Here is a 20,828-nt window from a genome sequence, read left to right as displayed (position 1 = left end):
GTACGAAAGCTTTGCCGGCCGCTTCGTACTTGTTGGCGAGAAATGTCCTACAGAACGTGTCGGCAACGAAAATGCCGGCCGCATCCCACCCCTAACTCAGGTAGAATGCGCGCCCAGTTTTTGGAGAAGCGTATGACCCTGCTCAAATTCAGCGATGTGTCCCTTGCTTTCGGCGCTATGCCGTTGTTGGACAAGGTGTCCTGGCAGATCGCCCGTGGTGAGCGGGTGTGCATCATCGGCCGCAACGGCACCGGCAAGTCCAGCATGATGAAGCTGGTCAAGGGCGACCAGAAGCCCGATGACGGCTCTGTTTGGCGTGCCCCAGGCCTCAAGATTGGCGAATTGCCGCAAGAATTGCCGGTGGCCGACGGACGGACAGTGTTCGACGTGGTTGCCGAAGGCCTCGACGGCGTGGGCGAGCTGCTGGCCCAGTATCATCACCTGGCGCAGAACTGCGTCACCGAAGAAGACCTGGACAAGCTGATGCACGTCCAGCAAGACCTCGAAGCCCGCGACGGCTGGCGTCTGCAGCAATTGGTCGACAGCACCCTGAGCCGCCTGCAACTGCCGGCCGACAAGACTCTCGCCGAGTTGTCCGGCGGCTGGCGTCGCCGTGTGCTGCTGGCTCAGGCCTTGGTGTCGGAGCCGGACCTGCTGCTGCTCGATGAGCCAACCAACCACCTGGACATCGGCGCGATCGCCTGGCTGGAAGAAGCCCTCAAGGATTTCCAGGGCGCCGTGCTGTTTATCACGCACGACCGTTCCTTCCTGCAAAACCTGGCCACCCGTATCCTCGAACTGGACCGTGGCGGCCTGATCGACTGGAACGGCGACTACGCCAGCTTCCTGGTACACAAGGAAGCTACGCTTGCGGCCGAAGAAACCGCCAACGCGCTGTTCGACAAGAAACTGGCCCAGGAAGAAGTCTGGATTCGCCAGGGCATCAAGGCCCGCCGTACCCGTAACGAAGGCCGCGTGCGCGCCTTGAAGGCCCTGCGCGTGGAGCGCAGCGAACGTCGCGAGCGCACCGGCAAGGCCAATATCCAGCTGGACACCGCCGACAAGTCGGGCAAGCAAGTGATGGTGCTGGAAAACGTCAGCTTCCATCACCCGGAGGGTCCGTTCCTGATCAAGGACTTCTCCATGGTCCTGCAGCGCGGCGACCGTATCGGCCTGCTGGGCGCCAACGGCACCGGCAAGACCACTTTGCTCAAGCTGATGCTCAATGGCCTGCAACCGACCAGCGGCACTGTGGAAGAGGGCACTCGCATCGACGTGGCCTACTTCGACCAGTTGCGCCACCAGTTGGACCTGGAAAAGACCGTGATCGATAACGTAGCCGAAGGCCGTGACTTTATCGACATCGACGGCCAGAGCCGCCACGTCCTCAGCTACCTGGGCGACTTCCTGTTCAGCCCGCAGCGTGCACGTACCCCGGTGAAAGCCTTGTCCGGTGGCGAGCGCGCGCGCCTGCTGCTGGCCAAGCTGTTCAGCAAACCGGCCAACCTGCTGGTACTCGACGAACCGACCAACGACCTGGACGTAGAAACCCTCGAACTGCTGGAAGAAGTGCTGCTGACCTTCAACGGCACCGTGCTGATGGTGAGCCACGACCGGGCATTCCTCGACAACGTGGTCACCAGCACCCTGGTCTTCGAGGGTGAAGGCAAGGTGCGCGAGTACGTCGGTGGTTATCAGGACTGGCTGCGCCAGGGCGGCTCGCCGCGTTTGTTGGGCGTGACCGAGAGCAAGTCCGGCAAGGCCGACTTGAATTCGGCAGTGGTGACGCCAGTGGCCGCTGCTGCTGAGCCGGTTCAGGACGCTGCACCGGCTGCCAAGAAAAAACTGAGTTACAAGCTGCAGCGTGAGCTGGAAGCCTTGCCGGGCGATATCGATGCCAAGGAACAGCAGATCGCCGCGGTAGAAGCGGAAATGGCTGACGGTGGGTTCTACCTGCGTCCGGCGGCAGAAACCGCCAAGGTCATTGCTTCGCTGGAGACGTTGAACCAGGAGTTGGAAGTGCTGGTTGAGCGTTGGGCTGAGTTGGATGCCTGAGTAAATCCAGTGCATTAAAAAACCCGGTGTTCATCAGATGAACACCGGGTTTTTCATATGAAATGCGATCCAAATGTGGGAGCGGGCTTGCTGTGGCGAGGGAGCTTGCTCCCGTTCGACTGCGTAGCAGTCGCCGGCTTTTGGGGGCGCTTCGCACCCCAGCGGGAGCAAGCTCCCTCGCCACAGTAGCCCGCTCCCACATTTGATCTTCATCGGTCTTAAGGGGCTTTGACCAGCTTGACGGCCAGTACATCACACGGCGCACCGTGCAACACATCATTGGCGGTCGAGCCCAGCAACAACGCCAAACCGTGACGACCATGGCTGCCGACCACAATCAAGTCACAACGCTTTTCCTTGGCCAGATGGTGGATTTCCTGGCGCGGTTGGCCGTAGGTCAGATGGCAGTCTTCCTTTTTCAAGTGCGGGTATTTGAGGATCAAACGGTCCAGGCGCTCCTTGGCCTGGTCGAATTGTTGTTGCTGCAACTGGGAAAGGTCCATCGGTACGTCGCCGCCAAAGGCCATGGCCATGGGCTCGACGATATGCACCAGCGATAATATGGCGCCATTGGCCAGTGCAGATTCCTGCGCGCGCTTGATCACCGGATCGCACTCTTCGGTCAGATCGACAGCGACCAGAATATGTTGGTAGGGCATGAGGCGTTCCTCCAGGGGACTGCAATAAATTCAGTATGGCTGCTTTCAAGCGGATGGGGCTGCGTCAGATCAAATCCGCTCATCTAGAAATTCGGGAGTACACATATGACGGTCTGGATAGTGGTGTCAATCCTTGTGGTGGTTTTGAGCCCCTTGGCGTGGCTGCGTCCGTCGCGCCATCAGAGTGGGCGCATGGCCTTGCGCATGGAGGCGCGCCGCATCGGGTTAGCCATGCAATTGGCGCCTCAAGAGTGGCCACACTGGCTCAAGCAGGAACCGCCGAGCCCGTGCGCGCAGTACTGCCGGCCGCGACGGGGCAGCACGCCGGCGATTTGGAGTTACTGGCAGTTGGAGCCCGGGGTTTGGGTCAATCAATGGCGTGAGGTGTGCGAGGACGAGAAGTTGTTGCCGCATTTTGCGACGCTGCCGGCCAATGTCTACAAAGTCGAGGCGGACAAGCAGATGATCGCCTTGTATTGGGGCGAGAAGGGCGAGGCGAGTGTATTGAAGGACATCGATACCTTGCTTAAGGCCCTGGCTTGAAAAAACACCGGCAATAAAAAGCCCGACATCATCATCGGGCTGGAGTTGGCCAGGCAGGCCGGTAAATCTGAGTTTCCCGCGTCGGATGTTCATCCAGGCGCGTTACGGTTGCGGCTAGCCTAGCCGGATATCCCGTGGTGTACAGCCTTTTCCCACAAATTTTCTATTATTGATTCCGTGAATATTTGAATATTGACGGGGTGCGAACCTATGGCTGGGGTTCTGAAATGACTGGAAAGTCGCGTTTTTCCTAGCCTTTGGAGCGATTGACAATTGCCCGGAATTGGATGAAGGTGGCGTACCCAAATCAAACGGGCGTATGAATTGAGCGTTTGTCTGTCAGACCGCTCATACAGAATCCCGACTATCGCATTGGCGGGTGTGCCTGGCGGATTGGCTTGAACATTGACCAAATCATCAATGTCAAACCAGTAGGCCAGCGTCCAATGTGTACTGTTCAGCTTCCATATCGTGGAGATCAGTTGATGATTTACGAAGGTAAAGCCATCACGGTTAAGGCTCTTGAAAGTGGCATCGTCGAACTGAAGTTCGACCTCAAGGGTGAGTCCGTCAACAAGTTCAACCGTCTAACCCTGAATGAATTGCGTCAGGCCGTAGACACCATCAAAGCAGATGCTTCGGTCAAGGGCGTGATCGTCTCCAGCGGCAAGGACGTGTTTATCGTCGGCGCTGACATCACCGAATTCGTCGACAATTTCAAGCTGCCCGATGCCGAGCTGGTGGCTGGCAACCTCGAAGCCAACAAGATTTTCAGCGATTTTGAAGACCTCAACGTACCGACCGTTGCCGCAATCAATGGCATCGCGTTGGGTGGCGGCCTGGAAATGTGCCTGGCGGCAGACTTCCGTGTGATGTCCGCGACCGCAAAAATCGGCTTGCCCGAAGTCAAACTGGGCATCTACCCAGGTTTCGGCGGCACCGTGCGCCTGCCGCGCCTGATCGGGGCCGACAACGCCATCGAATGGATCGCCGCCGGTAAGGAAAACCGTGCCGAAGACGCGCTGAAAGTCGGTGCCGTTGACGCTGTGGTTGCTCCGGACAAACTGGCCGAAGCGGCACTGAACCTGATCAAGGGCGCCATCAGCGGCGAATTTGACTACAAGGCCAAGCGCCAGCCGAAGCTTGAAAAACTCAAGCTCAACGCCATCGAACAAATGATGTCGTTCGAGACCGCCAAAGGTTTCGTGGCAGGCCAGGCCGGCCCGAACTACCCGGCGCCGGTTGAAGCGATCAAGACCATCCAGAAGGCTGCGAACTTCGGTCGCGAAAAAGCCCTGGAAGTGGAAGCTGCAGGCTTCGTCAAACTGGCGAAGACCTCGGCCGCCCAAAGCCTGATCGGCCTGTTCCTGAACGATCAGGAATTGAAGAAAAAGGCCAAGGCCTACGACGAAATCGCCCGCGACGTGAAACAGGCTGCCGTACTGGGCGCCGGTATCATGGGTGGCGGTATCGCCTATCAGTCGGCGTCCAAAGGCACGCCGATCCTGATGAAAGACATCAACGAGCACGGTATAGAGCAGGGCCTGGCAGAAGCCGCCAAACTGCTGGTCGGTCGTGTGGACAAAGGTCGCATGACCGCCGCGAAGATGGCCGAAGTACTTAACGGTATTCGTCCTACGCTGTCCTACGGCGATTTCGGCCACGTCGACCTGGTGGTCGAAGCGGTTGTCGAGAACCCGAAGGTCAAGCAAGCCGTATTGGCCGAAGTGGAAGCCCAGGTTAAAGACGACACCATCCTGGCCTCCAACACCTCGACCATTTCCATCTCGCTGCTGGCCAAGGCCCTCAAGCGTCCGGAAAACTTCGTCGGCATGCACTTCTTCAACCCGGTGCACATGATGCCGCTGGTGGAAGTGATTCGAGGCGAGAAGTCCAGTGAGCTGGCCGTTGCCACCACCGTTGCCTACGCCAAGAAAATGGGCAAGAACCCGATCGTGGTCAATGACTGCCCGGGCTTCCTGGTCAACCGCGTGCTGTTCCCGTACTTCGGCGGTTTCGCCAAGCTGGTCAGCGCTGGCGTGGACTTCGTGCGCATCGACAAGGTCATGGAAAAATTCGGCTGGCCGATGGGCCCGGCCTACCTGATGGACGTGGTCGGCATCGACACCGGGCACCACGGTCGCGACGTGATGGCTGAAGGTTTCCCGGACCGCATGAAAGACGACCGCCGTTCGGCGATCGACGCGCTGTACGAGGCCAAGCGCCTGGGCCAGAAGAACGGCAAGGGCTTCTACGCCTACGAGGCGGACAAGAAGGGCAAGCAGAAGAAAGTGGCCGATCCTTCGGTTCACGAAGTGCTGGCTCCGGTCATCTACGAGCAGCGTGAAGTGTCGGACGAAGACATCATCAACTGGATGATGATCGCCCTGTGCCTGGAAACCGTGCGTTGCCTGGAAGACGGCATCGTTGAAACCGCCGCCGAAGCCGATATGGGCCTGGTGTACGGTATTGGCTTCCCTCCATTCCGTGGCGGTGCGCTGCGTTACATCGACTCCATCGGTGTGGCCGAATTCGTTGCCCTGGCTGACAAATACGCTGATTTGGGCCCGCTGTACCACCCGACCGCGAAGCTGCGTGAAATGGCCAAGAATGGCCAGAGCTTCTTCGGTTAAGCGCCCAATCGACTAGAGCGAGACTATTTATGAGCTTGAATCCAAGAGACGTCGTGATTGTGGACTTCGGTCGCACTCCGATGGGCCGCTCCAAGGGCGGCATGCACCGCAACACCCGCGCCGAAGACATGTCGGCGCACCTGATCAGCAAGTTGCTGGAACGCAACGTCAAGGTCGACCCGAACGAAGTCGAGGACGTGATCTGGGGCTGCGTCAACCAGACCCTGGAGCAGGGCTGGAACATCGCGCGCATGGCGTCGTTGATGACCCAGATCCCGCACACCGCAGCTGGCCAGACCGTGAGCCGTCTTTGCGGTTCGTCGATGAGCGCGCTGCACACTGCTGCGCAAGCGATCATGACCGGCAACGGTGATGTGTTTGTGGTCGGTGGCGTGGAGCACATGGGCCACGTCAGCATGATGCACGGCGTTGATCCTAACCCGCACATGTCGCTGTACGCGGCAAAAGCCTCGGGCATGATGGGCCTGACTGCGGAAATGCTTGGCAAAATGCACGGCATTACCCGTGAAGCCCAGGACGCCTTTGGCCTGCGCTCCCACCAACTCGCCCACAAGGCGACCGTGGAAGGCAAGTTCAAGGATGAGATCATCCCGATGAACGGCTACGACGAGAACGGTTTCCTGAAACTGTTCGACTACGACGAGACCATTCGTCCGGACACCACCCTGGAAAGCCTGGCGGCTTTGAAGCCAGCGTTCAATCCAAAAGGTGGCACCGTGACAGCGGGCACTTCGTCGCAAATCACCGACGGTGCCTCGTGCATGATCGTGATGTCGGCGCAGCGTGCCCAAGACCTGGGCATCCAGCCGCTGGCCGTGATCCGTTCGATGGCAGTGGCGGGTGTGGACCCGGCGATCATGGGCTATGGTCCAGTACCGGCCACACAAAAAGCCTTGAAGCGCGCAGGCCTGACCATTTCCGATATCGACTTCTTCGAGCTCAACGAAGCTTTCGCCGCACAGGCCCTGCCAGTGCTGAAAGATTTGAAAGTACTCGACAAGATGAACGAGAAGGTTAACCTGCACGGCGGTGCGATTGCCCTGGGCCACCCATTCGGTTGCTCCGGTGCGCGTATCTCCGGCACTTTGCTCAACGTGATGAAGCAAAATGGCGGCAACCTCGGGGTTGCAACCATGTGCATTGGTCTCGGCCAAGGCATTTCCACCGTCTTCGAACGCATCTAAGCGTTGGGTTGACGGAAGCCGGGGCCCAGTGCCCCGGTTTTTGTTTTTTGGCAGTTTCGTAATTTTTTTTTAACAAATTTTCCAAGAGGGCTAGAGCATGCAAGTCGAACCAGGGCTCTACCAGCATTACAAAGGTCCGCAGTACCGCGTTTTCAATGTGGCGCGGCACTCCGAGACCGAAGAAGAAGTGGTGTTCTACCAAGCACTGTATGGCGATTACGGCTTTTGGGTGCGCCCCTTGAGCATGTTCCTGGAGACCGTCGAGGTTGACGGCAAGCAGGTCCCGCGCTTTGCTTTGGTTCAGGTTGAACCCAGTCTTTTTTCAGGGCAATAACGGTGGGCCGCGCAGAATGCTGCGCTTGACCTCACCCGGTTGCCACTATATATAGCGTTGCCGCGACAGGCGCCAACTGCCTTTCTCTTTTCGAATTCAGGAATTTTCCGATCCATGGGCAAATCGCTGGTCATTGTGGAATCCCCGGCTAAGGCCAAGACCATCAACAAGTACTTGGGCAACGAGTACGTGGTGAAGTCGAGTATCGGCCATATCCGAGACCTGCCCACCAGCGGTTCGGCTAGCGCCAGCAAGGAGCCTGCCGCCAAGCGCGGCAAGGCGGCTGCGGGCGAAGGTCCGGTGCTCACCCCTAAAGAGAAAGCGCGCAAGCAGCTGGTCTCGCGCATGGGTGTAGACCCGGATCATGGCTGGAAGGCCAAGTACGAGATCCTTCCGGGCAAGGAAAAGGTCATCGAGGAGCTGCGCCGGCTCGCCAAAGATGCCGACACCATCTATCTCGCAACGGACTTGGACCGCGAAGGGGAAGCCATTGCCTGGCACCTGCGGGAAGCCATCGGCGGTGACGACAGCCGCTACAAGCGTGTGGTGTTCAACGAAATCACCAAGAAAGCCATCCAGGAAGCCTTCTCCAAGCCGGGCGAACTGGACATCAACCGCGTCAACGCCCAGCAAGCGCGTCGTTTCCTCGACCGCGTTGTGGGCTACATGGTTTCGCCGCTGTTGTGGGCCAAGATCGCCCGTGGCCTGTCCGCTGGCCGTGTGCAGTCGGTTGCGGTCAAGCTGGTGGTAGATCGTGAGCGCGAGATCCGTGCGTTCATCCCTGAAGAGTACTGGGAAGTCCACGCTGACCTCGGCACCGCCAAGGGCGCCAACGTGCGCTTTGAAGTGGCCCGTGAGAAAGGCGAAGCCTTCAAGCCGCTGAACGAAGCCCAGGCCATGGCCGCGCTGGAAAAGCTCAAGGCTTCCAGCTACAGCATCGTCAAGCGTGAAGACAAGCCGACCAGCAGTAAGCCATCGGCACCGTTCATCACCTCCACCCTGCAACAGGCCGCGAGCAACCGCCTGGGCTTCGGTGTGAAGAAAACCATGATGATGGCCCAGCGCTTGTACGAAGCCGGCTACATCACCTATATGCGTACTGACTCCACCAACCTGTCGCAAGACGCGGTGGCGATGGCGCGTACTTATATTGAAGGCGAGTTCGGCAAGAAGTACCTGCCGGAGAACCCGAACGTCTACAGCAGCAAGGAAGGCGCACAGGAGGCTCACGAAGCGATTCGTCCTTCGGATGCCAACACCACGCCCGCCAAGCTGGCTGGCATGGAGCGCGACGCTGAGCGCCTCTATGAGTTGATCTGGCGCCAGTTCCTGGCCTGCCAGATGCTGCCGGCGCAATACCTGTCCACCACCGTGACCGTGGCGGCCTCCGACTTCGAGCTGCGTGCCAAGGGCCGTATCCTCAAGTTCGACGGTTACACCCGCGTCATGCCGCAAATCGCCAAGCCTGGCGATGACGACGTGCTGCCGGACATGGCCCAGGGCGACACGCTCAAGCTGATCAAGCTTGACCCGTCCCAGCACTTCACCAAGCCGCCGGCCCGTTACTCGGAAGCCAGCTTGGTGAAAGAGATGGAAAAACGCGGTATCGGTCGTCCTTCGACCTATGCGGCGATCATCTCCACCATCCAGGACCGTGGCTACGTTGCGCTGCACAACCGTCGTTTCTACTCGGAAAAGATGGGCGATATCGTTACTGAGCGTCTGTCCGAGAGCTTCTCCAACCTGATGGACTACGGCTTCACCGCCGGTATGGAAGAGAACCTCGATGACGTGGCCCAGGGCGAACGCGACTGGAAAAACGTGCTCGACGAGTTCTATGGCGACTTCAAGAAGAAGCTCGAAGTAGCCGAAAGCCCTGAAAACGGCATGCGCGCCAACCAGCCGGTAATGACCGACATCCCGTGCCAGACCTGTGGCCGGCCGATGCAGATTCGTACGGCGTCCACTGGCGTGTTCCTGGGTTGCTCGGGTTACAGCCTGCCGCCCAAAGAACGCTGCAAGGCCACCGTCAATTTGGTGCCTGGCGATGAAATCGCTGCTGACGACGAGGGTGAATCCGAATCGCTGGTACTGCGTGGCAAACACCGTTGCCCAATCTGCAGTACGGCGATGGACGCCTACCTGCTGGATGAGAAGCACAAGTTGCACATCTGCGGTAACAACCCGGATTGCAACGGCTACGAGATCGAAGAGGGCACCTACCGCATCAAAGGGTATGAAGGCCCGAGCCTGGAATGCGACAAGTGCGGCAGTGAGATGCAGCTCAAGACCGGCCGTTTCGGTAAATTCTTCGGTTGCACCAACCCCACCTGCAAGAACACCCGCAAGCTGCTCAAAAGCGGTGATGCGGCGCCGCCGAAGATGGACCCGGTGAAGATGCCTGAGCTCAAGTGCGAAAAGGTCAACGATACCTACATCCTGCGCGACGGCGCTTCGGGCTTGTTCCTGGCTGCCAGCCAGTTCCCGAAAAACCGCGAGACCCGGGCACCGTTGGTATTGGAGATCGTGCCCCACAAGGATGAGATCGATCCGAAGTACCACTTCCTGTGTGAAGCGCCTAAGAAGGACCCGGATGGTCGCCCAGCCGTGATCCGCTACAGCCGCAAAACCAAGGAGCAGTACGTGCAGACCGAAGTGGACGGCAAGCCAACTGGCTGGAAAGCGTTCTACGACGGTGGCAAGTGGAAGGTCGAGGACAAGCGCCAAGGCGCTTGATCGGCTAATCTGTCCAAATTGTAGGGGGGGGGCTTGCTGTGGCGAGGGAGCTTGCTCCCGCTGGACTGCGCAGCAGGCCCAAGCTTTTGGGGGTGCTGCGCACCCCAGCGGGAGCAAGCTCCCTCGCCACATTACAAAACCAGCATCACGCCTCTTTCGTTGTGGAGACTGCCGTTATGACCAACGAACTCTATACCCGTACCAACCAGAAAATTTACTTCGCGGGTTTGTCCCTGGAAGCCCTCGGTCGCGCCGAGGAAGGGAAGGAGATGAATGCCATCGCGCTGGTCCAGGCGGGGCGTGAAGCGGCGTTGTTCCACCTCTATGGTGCTCTGCTGGGCCTGTGCCATGAAATCGCAGGGTTCTACCGCCTGCCCCAGGCCGGTTCGCCCCGCGCTGAAATGATCATGACCCGCGAAGTGCTGGACGCCATGGCCATTCCTGAGCTGGCGGAGTTGGTGGAAATGGCTCAGAGCCCAGACAGTTGGGTGGCGCGTTTGCTGAAGGCTCATGCCGATATGTTCCAGCCGCCTCGGGTTCCCCATGTGCCCAAGGGTGATGTGACCCAGCCGTTGATCGTGGCCGTTGCCTTGGAGGAGGATGAACCCAAGCCACTGAGCCGGGCAGAGCTGGAAAGCTGGCGCCAAGAACTGAAGAAGATGGCGCTGCGTTTTCGCGAAGGGTTGAACGAGTGCTGATGCGCCCCCATTGTTAAGGAATGCAGCACAGAGCACCGTTCATCAAGCTGTAAAGAAACCTCTTCAGATCCTCAGCGAGGCCGGGTGGATGACTGATATAATCCCGGCCTTTCGTGGAGAACAGACTTTTATGCCAACGTCCTTTCTGGAAATTGTTGAGTTGCCTGACGGCCGAATCGAGCTGCGTCGGGCTGAGGACGAGGGTTCTCTGGTGACTTTGGACTTTTCCGAGGACGCCAAGGCGTTCCTGCAAGGTCAACACGTCGAAGTGGCCAAGGCCATGTTGAGCGTGGGTGTGCAGATGGCCGGTCGCTTGGCAGAAGGCGAGCCGGAGAAGGATGAGGGGCCGCGGGTGCTTCACTGAGAGCCCTTGTAGTGAGCGGGCTTGCCCCGCGCTGGGCTGCGAAGCGGCCCTGAATAGATTAATGCGGTTTATCAGATATTCCACGGTGTTTGGTTTTGGGGCCGCTTCGCAGCCCAGCGCGGGGCAAGCCCGCTCACCACAACAAGCCTGCTCAGCCCAATCGAATATTCAAGCTCTGAGCATCGCCCGTACGCGCGGCGCTGATCAACTGTTGCTTGGCGCTCGCATTCAGCGGGTTCAGCCAGCTCACCACTGTATGGCTACGCCCCAATCGCAAGGCTTCGCAGGTCAATTGCTGGGCACTTTGTGCGCCACGCGGTTGCAGCAGCAGAATGCGCTCACGGTTGAGGCCGGCATCCCGCAGCCAGGCTTGGGTCAGGCTGGCGGGCGGGGCGATCAGCGTCAGCCAGCGTGCGTCCTGCTCCTCGCTGAGTTCGCGAAGGATCGGCGCCAGCAGGCTCAGGCAGCTGCCAGCAGCACCGCGCAACGACAATTCACTGAACGCCTCAGGCTCGGCGCTCCAGGGCGCCTCGACCGTTTCCTTGAGGATGGGCGCAAGGGGTTGGGCCATAAAGGCCTCGAACAGCGACAGTTGTGTGTGTTGTGGGGTGTGCACGAGCTGCATGATGCCTCCTTTAGCGGCGAATGACGCCGACGCTCAAGCCTTCGATCACCAGGTCCTGATCTTTCAGGTTCACTTCAATCGGGGCGAACTCAGGGTTCTCGGCCAGAAGCCAGACCTTGCTGCCTTCACGCTTGAAGCGTTTGACGGTGACTTCATCGCCGATACGGGCGACGACGATCTGGCCATTACGGGCTTCGCGGGTGGTGTGGACGGCCAGCAGGTCGCCATCAAAGATGCCGACGTCCTTCATGCTCATGCCATGGACCCGCAACAGGTAGTCGGCACGAGGGTGGAAGAAGGTCGGGTTGATGTTGCAGGATTCCTCGACGTGCTGCTGCGCCAGGATCGGCGCGCCAGCGGCAACGCGGCCGATGATGGGCAGTGTCGATTCGTCGGCCTTGGCTTCGAAGCCAGGGATGCGAATACCGCGTGAAGCGCCCGGGGTCATCTCGATCGCGCCTTTGCGAGCGAGGGCCTTGAGGTGTTCTTCGGCGGCGTTGGGGGATTTGAACCCCAGTTCCAGCGCAATTTCAGCTCGAGTCGGCGGGTAGCCGTTGTCATCGAGGCAGCGCTTGATAAAAGCCAGAATCTCAGCTTGGCGTGGCGTCAGTTTTAGCATGTTGATCGCTCTGTCTTTTTATACAGTGACTGGGATTATATACAGTGAACTGTACTTGGCAATCATCCTTTTTTGCGACGCCGCTGGACGGTCATTCGTCATCGGTCCTACAAGGCAGAAATAGCGCTGCCTACAGACCTCAGCGGATGTGATTAAATAGCGATGAAATACATGACTGCCCGGCCGGAATGCGAACCCGCAGGCTTGACAAGACACACCCTGAAACGTATGTTTCAAACAAGTGTTTGTCAGGCGGAGTAGCCATGGCCCAGTCGGAAACCGTTGAACGCATTCTCGATGCTGCCGAGCAATTGTTCGCGGAAAAAGGATTTGCTGAAACTTCATTGCGGCTGATTACCAGCAAGGCCGGGGTGAACCTGGCGGCAGTGAATTACCATTTCGGCTCGAAGAAAGCCCTGATCCAGGCGGTGTTCTCGCGCTTCCTGGGGCCGTTCTGCGCCAGTCTCGACCGTGAACTGGAACGCCGCCAGGCCAAGGCCGACAACAAGCCAACCCTAGAAGACCTGCTGGAAATGCTGGTCGAGCAGGCGTTGGTGGTGCAGCCGCGCAGTGGCAACGACCTGTCGATTTTCATGCGCTTATTGGGCCTTGCGTTCAGCCAGAGCCAAGGTCACCTGCGCCGCTACCTGGAAGACATGTACGGCAAGGTTTTCCGCCGCTATATGTTGCTGGTCAATGAGGCCGCCCCGCGTATCCCGCCAATCGAGTTGTTCTGGCGCGTGCACTTCATGCTCGGTGCCGCTGCATTCAGCATGTCCGGGATCAAGGCGCTGCGCGCTATTGCCGAGACCGATTTCGGCGTGAACACCTCTATTGAGCAAGTGATGCGCCTGATGGTGCCGTTCCTCGCTGCTGGCATGCGCGCCGAAACTGGCGTCACCGACCCCACCATGGCCGCCGCCCAACTACGCCCTCGCAGCAAAACCGCACCGGCCGTCGCCAAGGTGTGACCGCCCCGGGTGTGCGCGGCCGCTTGCATCCGCTAAGCTAGCCGCCATGCCGATTTCAGCTATTTACTTGCAACCCGTTGTCCTCACTGCGCTATGTGGGAATGACGGGTTGTGTGCGTTATTTAAGGAAGGTTTATGAGTGCTGCCCTGCAAGGTTCATTGATGGTCGACGTTGCTGGCACCTGGCTGACGGCCGAGGATCGCCATCTGTTGCGCCAACCTGAAGTGGGCGGGTTGATCATTTTTGCGCGCAATATCGAGCATCCACGCCAGGTGCGGGAGTTGAGCGCAGCGATCCGCGCCGTGCGTCCAGACCTGTTGTTGGCGGTCGATCAGGAAGGCGGTCGGGTGCAACGTCTGCGCCAGGGCTTTGTGCGTCTGCCGGCGATGCGTGCTCTGGCGGACAACCCCAATGCCGAATACCTGGCCGAGCAGTGCGGCTGGATCATGGCCACCGAGGTCCTGGCTGTCGGCCTGGACCTGAGCTTCGCTCCGGTACTGGATCTGGACTATCAGCGCAGTGCCGTGGTGGGTACCCGTTCCTTCGAAGGTGATCCTGAGCGTGCTGCCATGCTAGCGGGCGCCTTTATCCGTGGCATGAACAGCGCCGGCATGGCCGCCACCGGTAAACACTTTCCGGGCCATGGTTGGGCTGAGGCCGATTCCCACGTCGCGATTCCCAATGACGAGCGCAGCCTGGAACAAATTCGCGCCAATGACCTGGTGCCTTTCGCACGCCTGAGTAAGCAATTGGCGGCGGTGATGCCTGCACACGTTATCTACCCGCAAGTTGATGCCCAACCCGCTGGTTTCTCGCGCCGCTGGTTGCAGGACATTCTGCGCGGCGAGTTGCAATTTGACGGGGTGATTTTCAGTGATGACCTGTCGATGGCGGGTGCCCATGTGGTGGGCGATGCGGCCAGTCGGATCGAGGCTGCGTTGACTGCGGGTTGTGACATGGGGTTGGTGTGTAACGATCGTGCTGCTGCAGAGTTGGCGCTGAGCGCTGCCCAGAGGATGAAGGTCAAGCCTTCCGCTCGCATTGCGCGGATGCACGGGCAGGCGATTGCTTCCACGGACTATAAGCAGGATCCGCGTTGGCTGACGTCATTGCAGGCGCTACGAGAAGCTCAGTTGATTGAATAAAATAGGCGTGTTTACCTGAAGGGTTAGTCGTCAGAAGTTTCTCTGTAATGCCGATGTTGATTCGTACTGGTAGGTAGGATTCATCCGTCTTTATTTCATCATTCTTTGTTCTAAAGTACTTACCCATGAATGAATTGATCGCTCTGCTCATGAGCCAGGATTGGCAGGAAAATTTCGATGCGCGTACGCTGGGCAGAGGCTTTGAGTATGTGGACCACGACCGTGTCCAGATTGTCGAAGTCGGTGAGCGCAGCGTTGTGGCCAGATGCAAGGGATCTGGTGTGAACATGTATACGCAGCGAATTTCTGTGGCATCGAACGCTTCGCACTGGACCGATCTCCAGTGCGTTTGTTCTTGCCCGGTTGAGATTGATTGCAAGCACGCGGTAGCAGTGTTGTTCAAAGTACTTGATCTGGCATATGCGCAGGAGGCCTCTCAAAAAAACCAAGGCAACCGCCTCAACCCGCAGATTGAGCATTGGCTGAACACCATTCCCACTGCCACCCAGCGCATGGATTCAACTACCAAGGGCAGCACTACTTGTCTGCTCTACCAACTGCAACCCGATCACTATTCAAATGGCTGGTCATTGTCCGTGTATCGGGCGCGCCTCCTGAAAAAAGGCGGCTTTGGCGAGATCAAAGCGTTGTACTCGCTGGATGAAACCCTGAGACGTGCGCCCGGCTACATGCTTGAGCAGGACCGGCGTATTTGCCGGCTTCTATTGATGGGACGGGCCTACGGCAGCTTCGGCAGCAGCTTCTCCCTGGAAGGTGCTGAAGGTGCGCAAGTCCTGCAATTGGCGCTCGACACCGGGCGCTTGTTTATAGATTTTGAAAGCCCTGTGGCGCTCAGTGCAGGTCCAGCCCGTTTTGCACACTTCAACTGGGCTGTTGAGGCTGACGGCAGCTATCGACCGCAGTGGCGAAATGATGATGTTCAGTTGCATGAAGTACTGCCGCTCCAGCCACTGCATTACTTGAACCTCGATAACCTTGAATTGGGTCCGTTGGAGTACCCAATGGAAGATGCTCTTGCGATTCACTTATGCGATTTGCCTGCTATTCCGGCAGGCCAGATTGCCTTTTTCAGCCATCGAATCAGCGCCGTGGCCGAGCAAATACCTCCCCCGCAAGCATTGACCGAGCGGATCATCGACACGCTTGCGCCACAGGCCTGTCTAACCGTGGGTAGTTATGAAACCTATGGGTATAGCGCTAAGCATCGTCAATACATAACGATGCACGAGCACCGTGCAGCGTTGGCTTTCCGTTATGGTGACAACCTGGTCAGTGAAAAGGGAGGCACTGAGATACTCCTGCTGAACGGTACCGAGACCCAGCGTATCCAGCGTAAGCCTGAGACTGAAAAAGCCCTGCGTAAATCGTTAACCAGGTTGGGCTTTTCCAAGTCGAATCGCAAAACGCCAGCGCTGCCGGACAATGCCGGGGAAATGTTTGATCTTGCAACTGATGAAGCCTGGTTGAGTTTCGTAGAAACCCAACTCCCGGCCCTTCGTGAGGCAGGCTGGGAGGTCAGCATCCTGCCTACGTTCTATTACAGCGTAGAGGCGGTGGACCATTGGTACGCTGACATCGAGGAGTCACCGGGCCATGAGTGGTTTGACCTTGAACTTGGGATTGAGGTCAACGGTGAGCGCCATAGCCTGCTGCCAATCGTGCTCGACCTGATGCGTCGCCAGCCCATGCTACTGGACCCTGCCTATATGGCAGAGCGCGGTGATGATGAGCGCGTGCTGGTCACCTTGGGCAATCCTGATCGAGACAAGGTTGCGCTGCCGTACGGTCGCATCAAGCCCTTGATGGCGACCCTCGGTGAACTCTGTCTGCGTGCGCCTGAAGGTGATTCCGTTCGATTGAGTGCACTGGATGCCGCACGACTCAGTGATCTGGAGGGCATTCCCCTTATTTGGCAAGGCGGTCAGCGCTTGCGTGATTTTGCCCAGCGCTTGAAAAGCGCCACCCATGCCCATGTGGTGGCCCCTATGGGGCTGAACGCTGAGCTGCGTGGCTATCAGCTCGAAGGCCTGAACTGGATGCAAACGCTGCGCGAGCTGGAGGTTGGTGGGATTCTTGGCGATGACATGGGCCTGGGTAAAACTTTGCAAGCCCTCGCTCATTTGCTTTGCGAAAAACAGGCCGGCCGTTTGCAGGCCCCCGCGCTGGCGGTGATGCCCACCAGCCTGATCCCCAACTGGATGGACGAAGCCGCACGCTTCACACCGCAGCTCAAGGTGCTGGCCTTGCATGGCGCTCAGCGCCAAAACGACTTCACGCGTTTGACCGATTACGACCTGGTGCTCACCACTTATGCGCTCTTGCCGCGCGATCTTGAAACCTTGCAACCTCAGCGTTGGAACGTGCTGGTCCTCGACGAAGCGCAAAACATCAAGAACCCCAATAGCAAGGCTGCCCAGGCTGCCCGGCAATTGAGTGCCGACCAGCGTTTGTGCCTGAGTGGAACGCCGTTGGAAAACCACTTGGGCGAACTCTGGTCACTGTTCCATTTCCTGCTGCCAGGCTGGCTGGGAGACAGTAAGACGTTCAATCGCGACTACCGAACACCTATCGAAAAGCACGGCAATGCGCAACGTATGCAGCACCTCACTGCACGCATCAAGCCCTTCCTGCTGCGTCGTAAAAAAGAGCAGGTGGCCACCGAGCTGCCGGCTAAAACCGAGATTGTGCATTGGGTGGATTTGAGCGATGCCCAGCGGGATGTTTACGAGACGGTGCGTGTAGCCATGGACAAGAAGGTGCGCGACGAAATCAGTCGCCACGGTGTGGCGCGCAGCCAGATCATCATCCTTGAAGCGCTGTTGAAGTTACGTCAGGTCTGCTGCGACCTACGCCTGGTCAAATCTGCGCCCGCCTCCAAATCGGCGCGGGCGGGTGCGGGCAAGCTTGGCAGCTTGATGGAGATGCTGGAGGAGTTGCTTGGCGAGGGTCGGCGGATTTTGCTGTTTTCGCAGTTCACCTCAATGTTGGCTTTGATCGAGCAGGAGTTGAAGCAGCGCCAGGTTGACTATTCGATCCTCACCGGTGAAACCCAGGACCGTCGCACCCCGGTAAACAACTTTCAGGATGGCAAGACGCCGGTGTTCCTGATCAGCCTGAAAGCGGGCGGCACGGGTTTGAACCTGACCGCTGCCGACACCGTGATCCACTACGATCCGTGGTGGAACCCGGCAGTTGAAAACCAGGCGACGGATCGTGCGTATCGCATCGGGCAGGATAAGCCGGTGTTTGTGTACAAGATGATTGCCAGGGGCACAGTGGAAGAGAAAATTCAGGCGTTGCAGTTGGAGAAGGCGTCTTTAGCCGAGGGTGTGCTTGAGGGTGGTGCGGGTGCGGGTTGGAAGCTAGAGCAGCGGGATATTGAGGCGCTGTTTGCTCCGTTGCCTGGCTGAGGACCGTGTTGCGCCCTTCGCGAGCAAGCCCGCTCCCACATTTTGACCGCGTACTGTCTGAAGAAATGCGGTCGAATGTGGGAGCGGGCTTGCTCGCGAAGGCGGTCTAACCGTCAGCGCTTCTCTTGCTTATTGGGCAGCGGCGCAAACAACGCCTCGATATCCTCATTGCCCAACTGCCAATCCCCGGTCGTGCGCCCATCCAATACACCCGCCGCAAGATCGGACTTTTCCCTCTGCAGGTGTTGGATTTTTTCCTCCACCGTGCCCCGCGCAATCATCTTATAGACGAACACCGGTTTCTCCTGGCCGATGCGATACGCACGATCCGTCGCCTGGTTTTCCGTGGCCGGGTTCCACCAAGGGTCGTAGTGGATCACGGTGTCGGCCTCGGTCAGGTTCAGGCCGACGCCGCCGGCCTTTAGGCTGATCAGAAAAATCTGTAGCTTGCCGCTCTGAAAGTCCTTCACAGGCGTGCGCCGATCCCGGGTCTGGCCGGTGAGAAGGGCATAGGCAACCCCACGTTTTTTCAGCTCGACTTCGATCAGGCTCAACATCGACGTGAACTGGGAAAACAGCAAAATCCGCCGCCCTTCGGCAAACAGTTCTTCGAGCATTTCCATCAGGCTGTCGAGCTTGCCCGAGCTGCTGCCCCGGGCGGGCAGGGTGGCATCGTTGACCAGGCGCAGATCGCAACACACTTGGCGCAGCTTGAGCAGCGCTTCAAGGATGATGATCTGGCTGCGCGCCACGCCCTTGCGGGTGATTTCGTCGCGGACCTTCTTGTCCATGGCCAGGCGCATGGTTTCGTATACGTCGCGCTGGGCTTCGTTGAGATCCACCCAATGGATGATCTCGGTCTTGGGCGGCAGCTCGGTGGCCACCTGCTCTTTGGTGCGGCGCAGCAGAAACGGTTTGATCCGACCATTGAGGTGCTGCAATCGCACATCACTGGCGCGCTTTTCGATAGGCACACGGTAGTCACGGTTGAAGCTTTTTACATCCCCCAGCCAACCCGGCAGCAGGAAGTGGAACAGTGACCAGAGTTCGCCCAGGTGATTTTCCAGCGGGGTGCCGCTCAGGCACAGGCGTTGCCGTGCATTCAGCTCACGGGCGGCCTGGGCGGCCTTGCTGGAAGGGTTCTTGATGTACTGGGCTTCATCGAGGATCAGTACATGCAGCGGCTGGGCGGCGAGCCGTTCGATGTCTTTGGGCAGTAGGGCGTAGGTGGTCAGCAGCAGGTCGTAATCCTGCAGGTTCGCGAAATGTTTCTTACGCCCGGCGCCATACAAAGCCAGCACCTTGAGCTGCGGCGTGAAGTGCGCGGCTTCATCCAGCCAATTGGGAATCAGGCTGGTGGGCATCACCACCATGCACGGTCGGTCCAGGCGGCCGGCGGCTTTCTCGGTGAGAATATGCGCCAGGGTCTGGAGGGTTTTGCCCAGGCCCATGTCATCCGCCAGAATGCCGCCGACGTCCAGCTGGCGTAGCGACTGCATCCAGCTCAAGCCTTCGAGCTGATACGGGCGCAAGGTCGCGTTCAGTCCCTCGGGGGCCACGCTGGTGAAGTCCTTGATGTCCCGCAACCGCTGGGCGAAGTTGCGGATTTTCTCGCCGCCTTCCCATTGCAAGGGCAGGTCTTCCAGCGGGTTCAAGCGGATTGCATCGGCCTTGGCCAGGCGCAATGTGGTGGTGCCGGATTCCTGTAGGTAAAACTCACCGAGGGTTGCCAGTACGGGTTTCAAGCGGCCGTAGGGCAGCGCCACTTGCAATGGACCGTGGCCGTTGGGCAGACCCGGAATATTCACCAGGATCAACTCATCGTCGCGGCGCCGCGCCAGTTTCTCCGGGTTGAGGATCTCGGTGTGGGAGCGCATCAGGTTCAACAGGATCGGCAGCAAGCTCAGCCGCTCACCATTGACGATGATCCCCAGCTCTAGATCAAACCAATCGCGCTCCGGGCCTTCATCGACCGTGGCGTACCAATCGTCCACCGCGCTTAGGTCGAAGCCGAAATCTTCATCGATCTGTAACTCCCAACCTTCGGTGCGCAACAAGGGCGAAGCGTTGAGGGTGAAGTTAAGCCAGGCACTGTCATTAACCATCTCGAACAGTTCGCCAGCACTTTCCGGCAGTGCCTTGCTCTGGCGCGTTGCGATCTTGAAACCCAGCAGGCGCAGTTGTTCGCGATACGGCTGCTCCAGCTCCGGGTGCCGCTTGATCCGCAGGCTCTGGGTTTCCTGGCGCACGATGATATCGGCGTTCTTCTGCCCGCTGACATAGTTACCCAGATAGTTGAATGACAACGCCGCCCGGTGTTGGATATAGCGCTGCATCTTGCCGTTGCGCGGTTCAAACGCGCTGAACTCCACGCTGGCCATCCACAAGCGTGGCACCGGCGGCACATCTTCCATCACCACCTGGGGCAGTGCGACGCGGTTTTCCAGCACGGCCTGGAGTTTTTCCAGCAGCTCGGCATCCTGGGCGGCGGCGGGGTAGGCCAGGGTTTCCTGGACCTTGAGCAGCACCGCAGCGATGTGTTTGCAGTTGGTGTGCACCGGGCAGGTGCAGCGGCTGTCCACTAGGATCAACGCGCCCTTGGCCGATTCGCGCAGGGAGATGGTCTGCCGGTAAACGTTGCCGCCCGAACCTTCGCAACTGGCGACGATGGTGCTGTCGCCGGACTCGACGATGCGTACCCGATTCTCCAAGGCATAGCGTCGCCCGCGCTCAAGGCTTTGCTCTTTAAAGCGATTGGCCCACGAAGGGGCCAGGGGCTTGGTCAATTGCGACGTCAGGGGCATGGCGC

Annotated in this window: 15 protein-coding genes; 11 read left to right on the top strand and 4 right to left on the bottom strand. The window is 58.8% G+C overall.

Going from position 1 to position 20,828, the window contains the following annotated elements; translation table 11 throughout:
• Positions 1 to 132 precede the first annotated feature (132 nt).
• Complete coding sequence (locus ACLD1Y_RS06495) at positions 133 to 2,055, top strand: ATP-binding cassette domain-containing protein (RefSeq protein WP_429476476.1); 1,923 nt, start codon at positions 133 to 135, stop codon at positions 2,053 to 2,055.
• A gap of 218 nt (positions 2,056 to 2,273) precedes the next feature.
• Here ACLD1Y_RS06495 and ACLD1Y_RS06490 read toward each other — a convergent pair whose 3' ends face one another.
• Positions 2,274 to 2,714: a universal stress protein gene (locus ACLD1Y_RS06490; RefSeq protein ID WP_429476474.1), complete on the bottom strand. Its 441-nt coding sequence runs from the start codon at positions 2,712 to 2,714 to the stop codon at positions 2,274 to 2,276.
• A gap of 105 nt (positions 2,715 to 2,819) precedes the next feature.
• Here ACLD1Y_RS06490 and ACLD1Y_RS06485 point away from each other — a divergent pair, with 105 nt between their 5' ends.
• From ACLD1Y_RS06485 to ACLD1Y_RS06455, 7 genes are all read left to right on the top strand, one after another.
• Positions 2,820 to 3,257, top strand: coding sequence for a hypothetical protein (locus ACLD1Y_RS06485; protein ID WP_176995336.1), 438 nt, complete (start codon positions 2,820 to 2,822; stop codon positions 3,255 to 3,257).
• Positions 3,258 to 3,742: 485 nt separating this feature from the next.
• Complete coding sequence (gene fadB / locus ACLD1Y_RS06480; RefSeq protein ID WP_429476472.1) at positions 3,743 to 5,890, top strand: fatty acid oxidation complex subunit alpha FadB; 2,148 nt, start codon at positions 3,743 to 3,745, stop codon at positions 5,888 to 5,890.
• 29 nt (positions 5,891 to 5,919) lie between these two features.
• Positions 5,920 to 7,095 carry an acetyl-CoA C-acyltransferase FadA gene (gene fadA, locus ACLD1Y_RS06475; RefSeq protein ID WP_012722845.1) on the top strand — a complete coding sequence of 392 codons (1,176 nt, stop codon included), beginning with the start codon at positions 5,920 to 5,922 and terminating at the stop codon, positions 7,093 to 7,095.
• 97 nt (positions 7,096 to 7,192) lie between these two features.
• Entirely contained in the window at positions 7,193 to 7,429 is a 237-nt protein-coding gene (locus ACLD1Y_RS06470; RefSeq protein ID WP_159959419.1) for a DUF1653 domain-containing protein, read from the top strand.
• Positions 7,430 to 7,543: 114 nt separating this feature from the next.
• Entirely contained in the window at positions 7,544 to 10,165 is a 2,622-nt protein-coding gene (gene topA / locus ACLD1Y_RS06465; RefSeq protein WP_429476469.1) for a type I DNA topoisomerase, read from the top strand.
• Positions 10,166 to 10,341: 176 nt separating this feature from the next.
• A complete protein-coding gene (locus tag ACLD1Y_RS06460) occupies positions 10,342 to 10,863 on the top strand; it encodes a DUF6586 family protein (protein WP_429476467.1) in 522 nt (173 codons plus the stop codon).
• Between the two features lie 130 nt (positions 10,864 to 10,993).
• Entirely contained in the window at positions 10,994 to 11,227 is a 234-nt protein-coding gene (locus tag ACLD1Y_RS06455; protein ID WP_159959413.1) for a hypothetical protein, read from the top strand.
• 151 nt (positions 11,228 to 11,378) lie between these two features.
• On the opposite strand, the gene sulA is transcribed toward ACLD1Y_RS06455, so the two are convergent.
• Positions 11,379 to 11,852: an SOS-induced cell division inhibitor SulA gene (gene sulA, locus ACLD1Y_RS06450; protein WP_058425063.1), complete on the bottom strand. Its 474-nt coding sequence runs from the start codon at positions 11,850 to 11,852 to the stop codon at positions 11,379 to 11,381.
• A gap of 10 nt (positions 11,853 to 11,862) precedes the next feature.
• Positions 11,863 to 12,471, bottom strand: a complete 609-nt coding sequence (gene lexA, locus ACLD1Y_RS06445) for a transcriptional repressor LexA (protein ID WP_003172575.1) — start codon at positions 12,469 to 12,471, stop codon at positions 11,863 to 11,865.
• A 263-nt stretch (positions 12,472 to 12,734) separates the two neighbouring features.
• On the opposite strand from lexA, the gene ACLD1Y_RS06440 reads away from it, so the two are divergent.
• From ACLD1Y_RS06440 to ACLD1Y_RS06430, 3 genes are all read left to right on the top strand, one after another.
• A complete protein-coding gene (locus ACLD1Y_RS06440; RefSeq protein ID WP_429476463.1) occupies positions 12,735 to 13,442 on the top strand; it encodes a TetR family transcriptional regulator in 708 nt (235 codons plus the stop codon).
• Between the two features lie 135 nt (positions 13,443 to 13,577).
• Positions 13,578 to 14,588: a beta-N-acetylhexosaminidase gene (gene nagZ / locus ACLD1Y_RS06435; protein ID WP_429476461.1), complete on the top strand. Its 1,011-nt coding sequence runs from the start codon at positions 13,578 to 13,580 to the stop codon at positions 14,586 to 14,588.
• A gap of 125 nt (positions 14,589 to 14,713) precedes the next feature.
• The gene (locus ACLD1Y_RS06430; protein ID WP_429476459.1) at positions 14,714 to 18,019 is read left to right on the top strand and encodes an SNF2-related protein; all 3,306 of its coding nucleotides are present in this window, start codon (positions 14,714 to 14,716) and stop codon (positions 18,017 to 18,019) included.
• 113 nt (positions 18,020 to 18,132) lie between these two features.
• On the opposite strand, the gene ACLD1Y_RS06425 is transcribed toward ACLD1Y_RS06430, so the two are convergent.
• Positions 18,133 to 20,823 carry a DEAD/DEAH box helicase gene (locus tag ACLD1Y_RS06425; RefSeq protein WP_429476457.1) on the bottom strand — a complete coding sequence of 897 codons (2,691 nt, stop codon included), beginning with the start codon at positions 20,821 to 20,823 and terminating at the stop codon, positions 18,133 to 18,135.
• Positions 20,824 to 20,828 lie beyond the last annotated feature (5 nt).

The sequence above is a fragment of the Pseudomonas sp. 18175 genome (genome assembly GCF_050432925.1).
GTDB lineage: Bacteria > Pseudomonadota > Gammaproteobacteria > Pseudomonadales > Pseudomonadaceae > Aquipseudomonas.
This window is presented reverse-complemented; position numbering and strand designations above follow the sequence as displayed.

Excerpts from the sequence above, each read along its gene's own strand:
- lexA (WP_003172575.1), bottom strand. The coding sequence starts at position 12,471 with ATGCTAAAACTGACGCCACGCCAAGCTGAGATTCTGGCTTTTATCAAG.
- ACLD1Y_RS06460 (WP_429476467.1), top strand. The coding sequence starts at position 10,342 with ATGACCAACGAACTCTATACCCGTACCAACCAGAAAATTTACTTCGCG.
- ACLD1Y_RS06495 (WP_429476476.1), top strand. The coding sequence starts at position 133 with ATGACCCTGCTCAAATTCAGCGATGTGTCCCTTGCTTTCGGCGCTATG.
- ACLD1Y_RS06430 (WP_429476459.1), top strand. The coding sequence starts at position 14,714 with ATGAATGAATTGATCGCTCTGCTCATGAGCCAGGATTGGCAGGAAAAT.
- nagZ (WP_429476461.1), top strand. The coding sequence starts at position 13,578 with ATGAGTGCTGCCCTGCAAGGTTCATTGATGGTCGACGTTGCTGGCACC.
- topA (WP_429476469.1), top strand. The coding sequence starts at position 7,544 with ATGGGCAAATCGCTGGTCATTGTGGAATCCCCGGCTAAGGCCAAGACC.
- ACLD1Y_RS06490 (WP_429476474.1), bottom strand. The coding sequence starts at position 2,714 with ATGCCCTACCAACATATTCTGGTCGCTGTCGATCTGACCGAAGAGTGC.
- fadB (WP_429476472.1), top strand. The coding sequence starts at position 3,743 with ATGATTTACGAAGGTAAAGCCATCACGGTTAAGGCTCTTGAAAGTGGC.
- ACLD1Y_RS06470 (WP_159959419.1), top strand. The coding sequence starts at position 7,193 with ATGCAAGTCGAACCAGGGCTCTACCAGCATTACAAAGGTCCGCAGTAC.
- sulA (WP_058425063.1), bottom strand. The coding sequence starts at position 11,852 with ATGCAGCTCGTGCACACCCCACAACACACACAACTGTCGCTGTTCGAG.
- ACLD1Y_RS06440 (WP_429476463.1), top strand. The coding sequence starts at position 12,735 with ATGGCCCAGTCGGAAACCGTTGAACGCATTCTCGATGCTGCCGAGCAA.
- ACLD1Y_RS06425 (WP_429476457.1), bottom strand. The coding sequence starts at position 20,823 with ATGCCCCTGACGTCGCAATTGACCAAGCCCCTGGCCCCTTCGTGGGCC.
- ACLD1Y_RS06455 (WP_159959413.1), top strand. The coding sequence starts at position 10,994 with ATGCCAACGTCCTTTCTGGAAATTGTTGAGTTGCCTGACGGCCGAATC.
- fadA (WP_012722845.1), top strand. The coding sequence starts at position 5,920 with ATGAGCTTGAATCCAAGAGACGTCGTGATTGTGGACTTCGGTCGCACT.
- ACLD1Y_RS06485 (WP_176995336.1), top strand. The coding sequence starts at position 2,820 with ATGACGGTCTGGATAGTGGTGTCAATCCTTGTGGTGGTTTTGAGCCCC.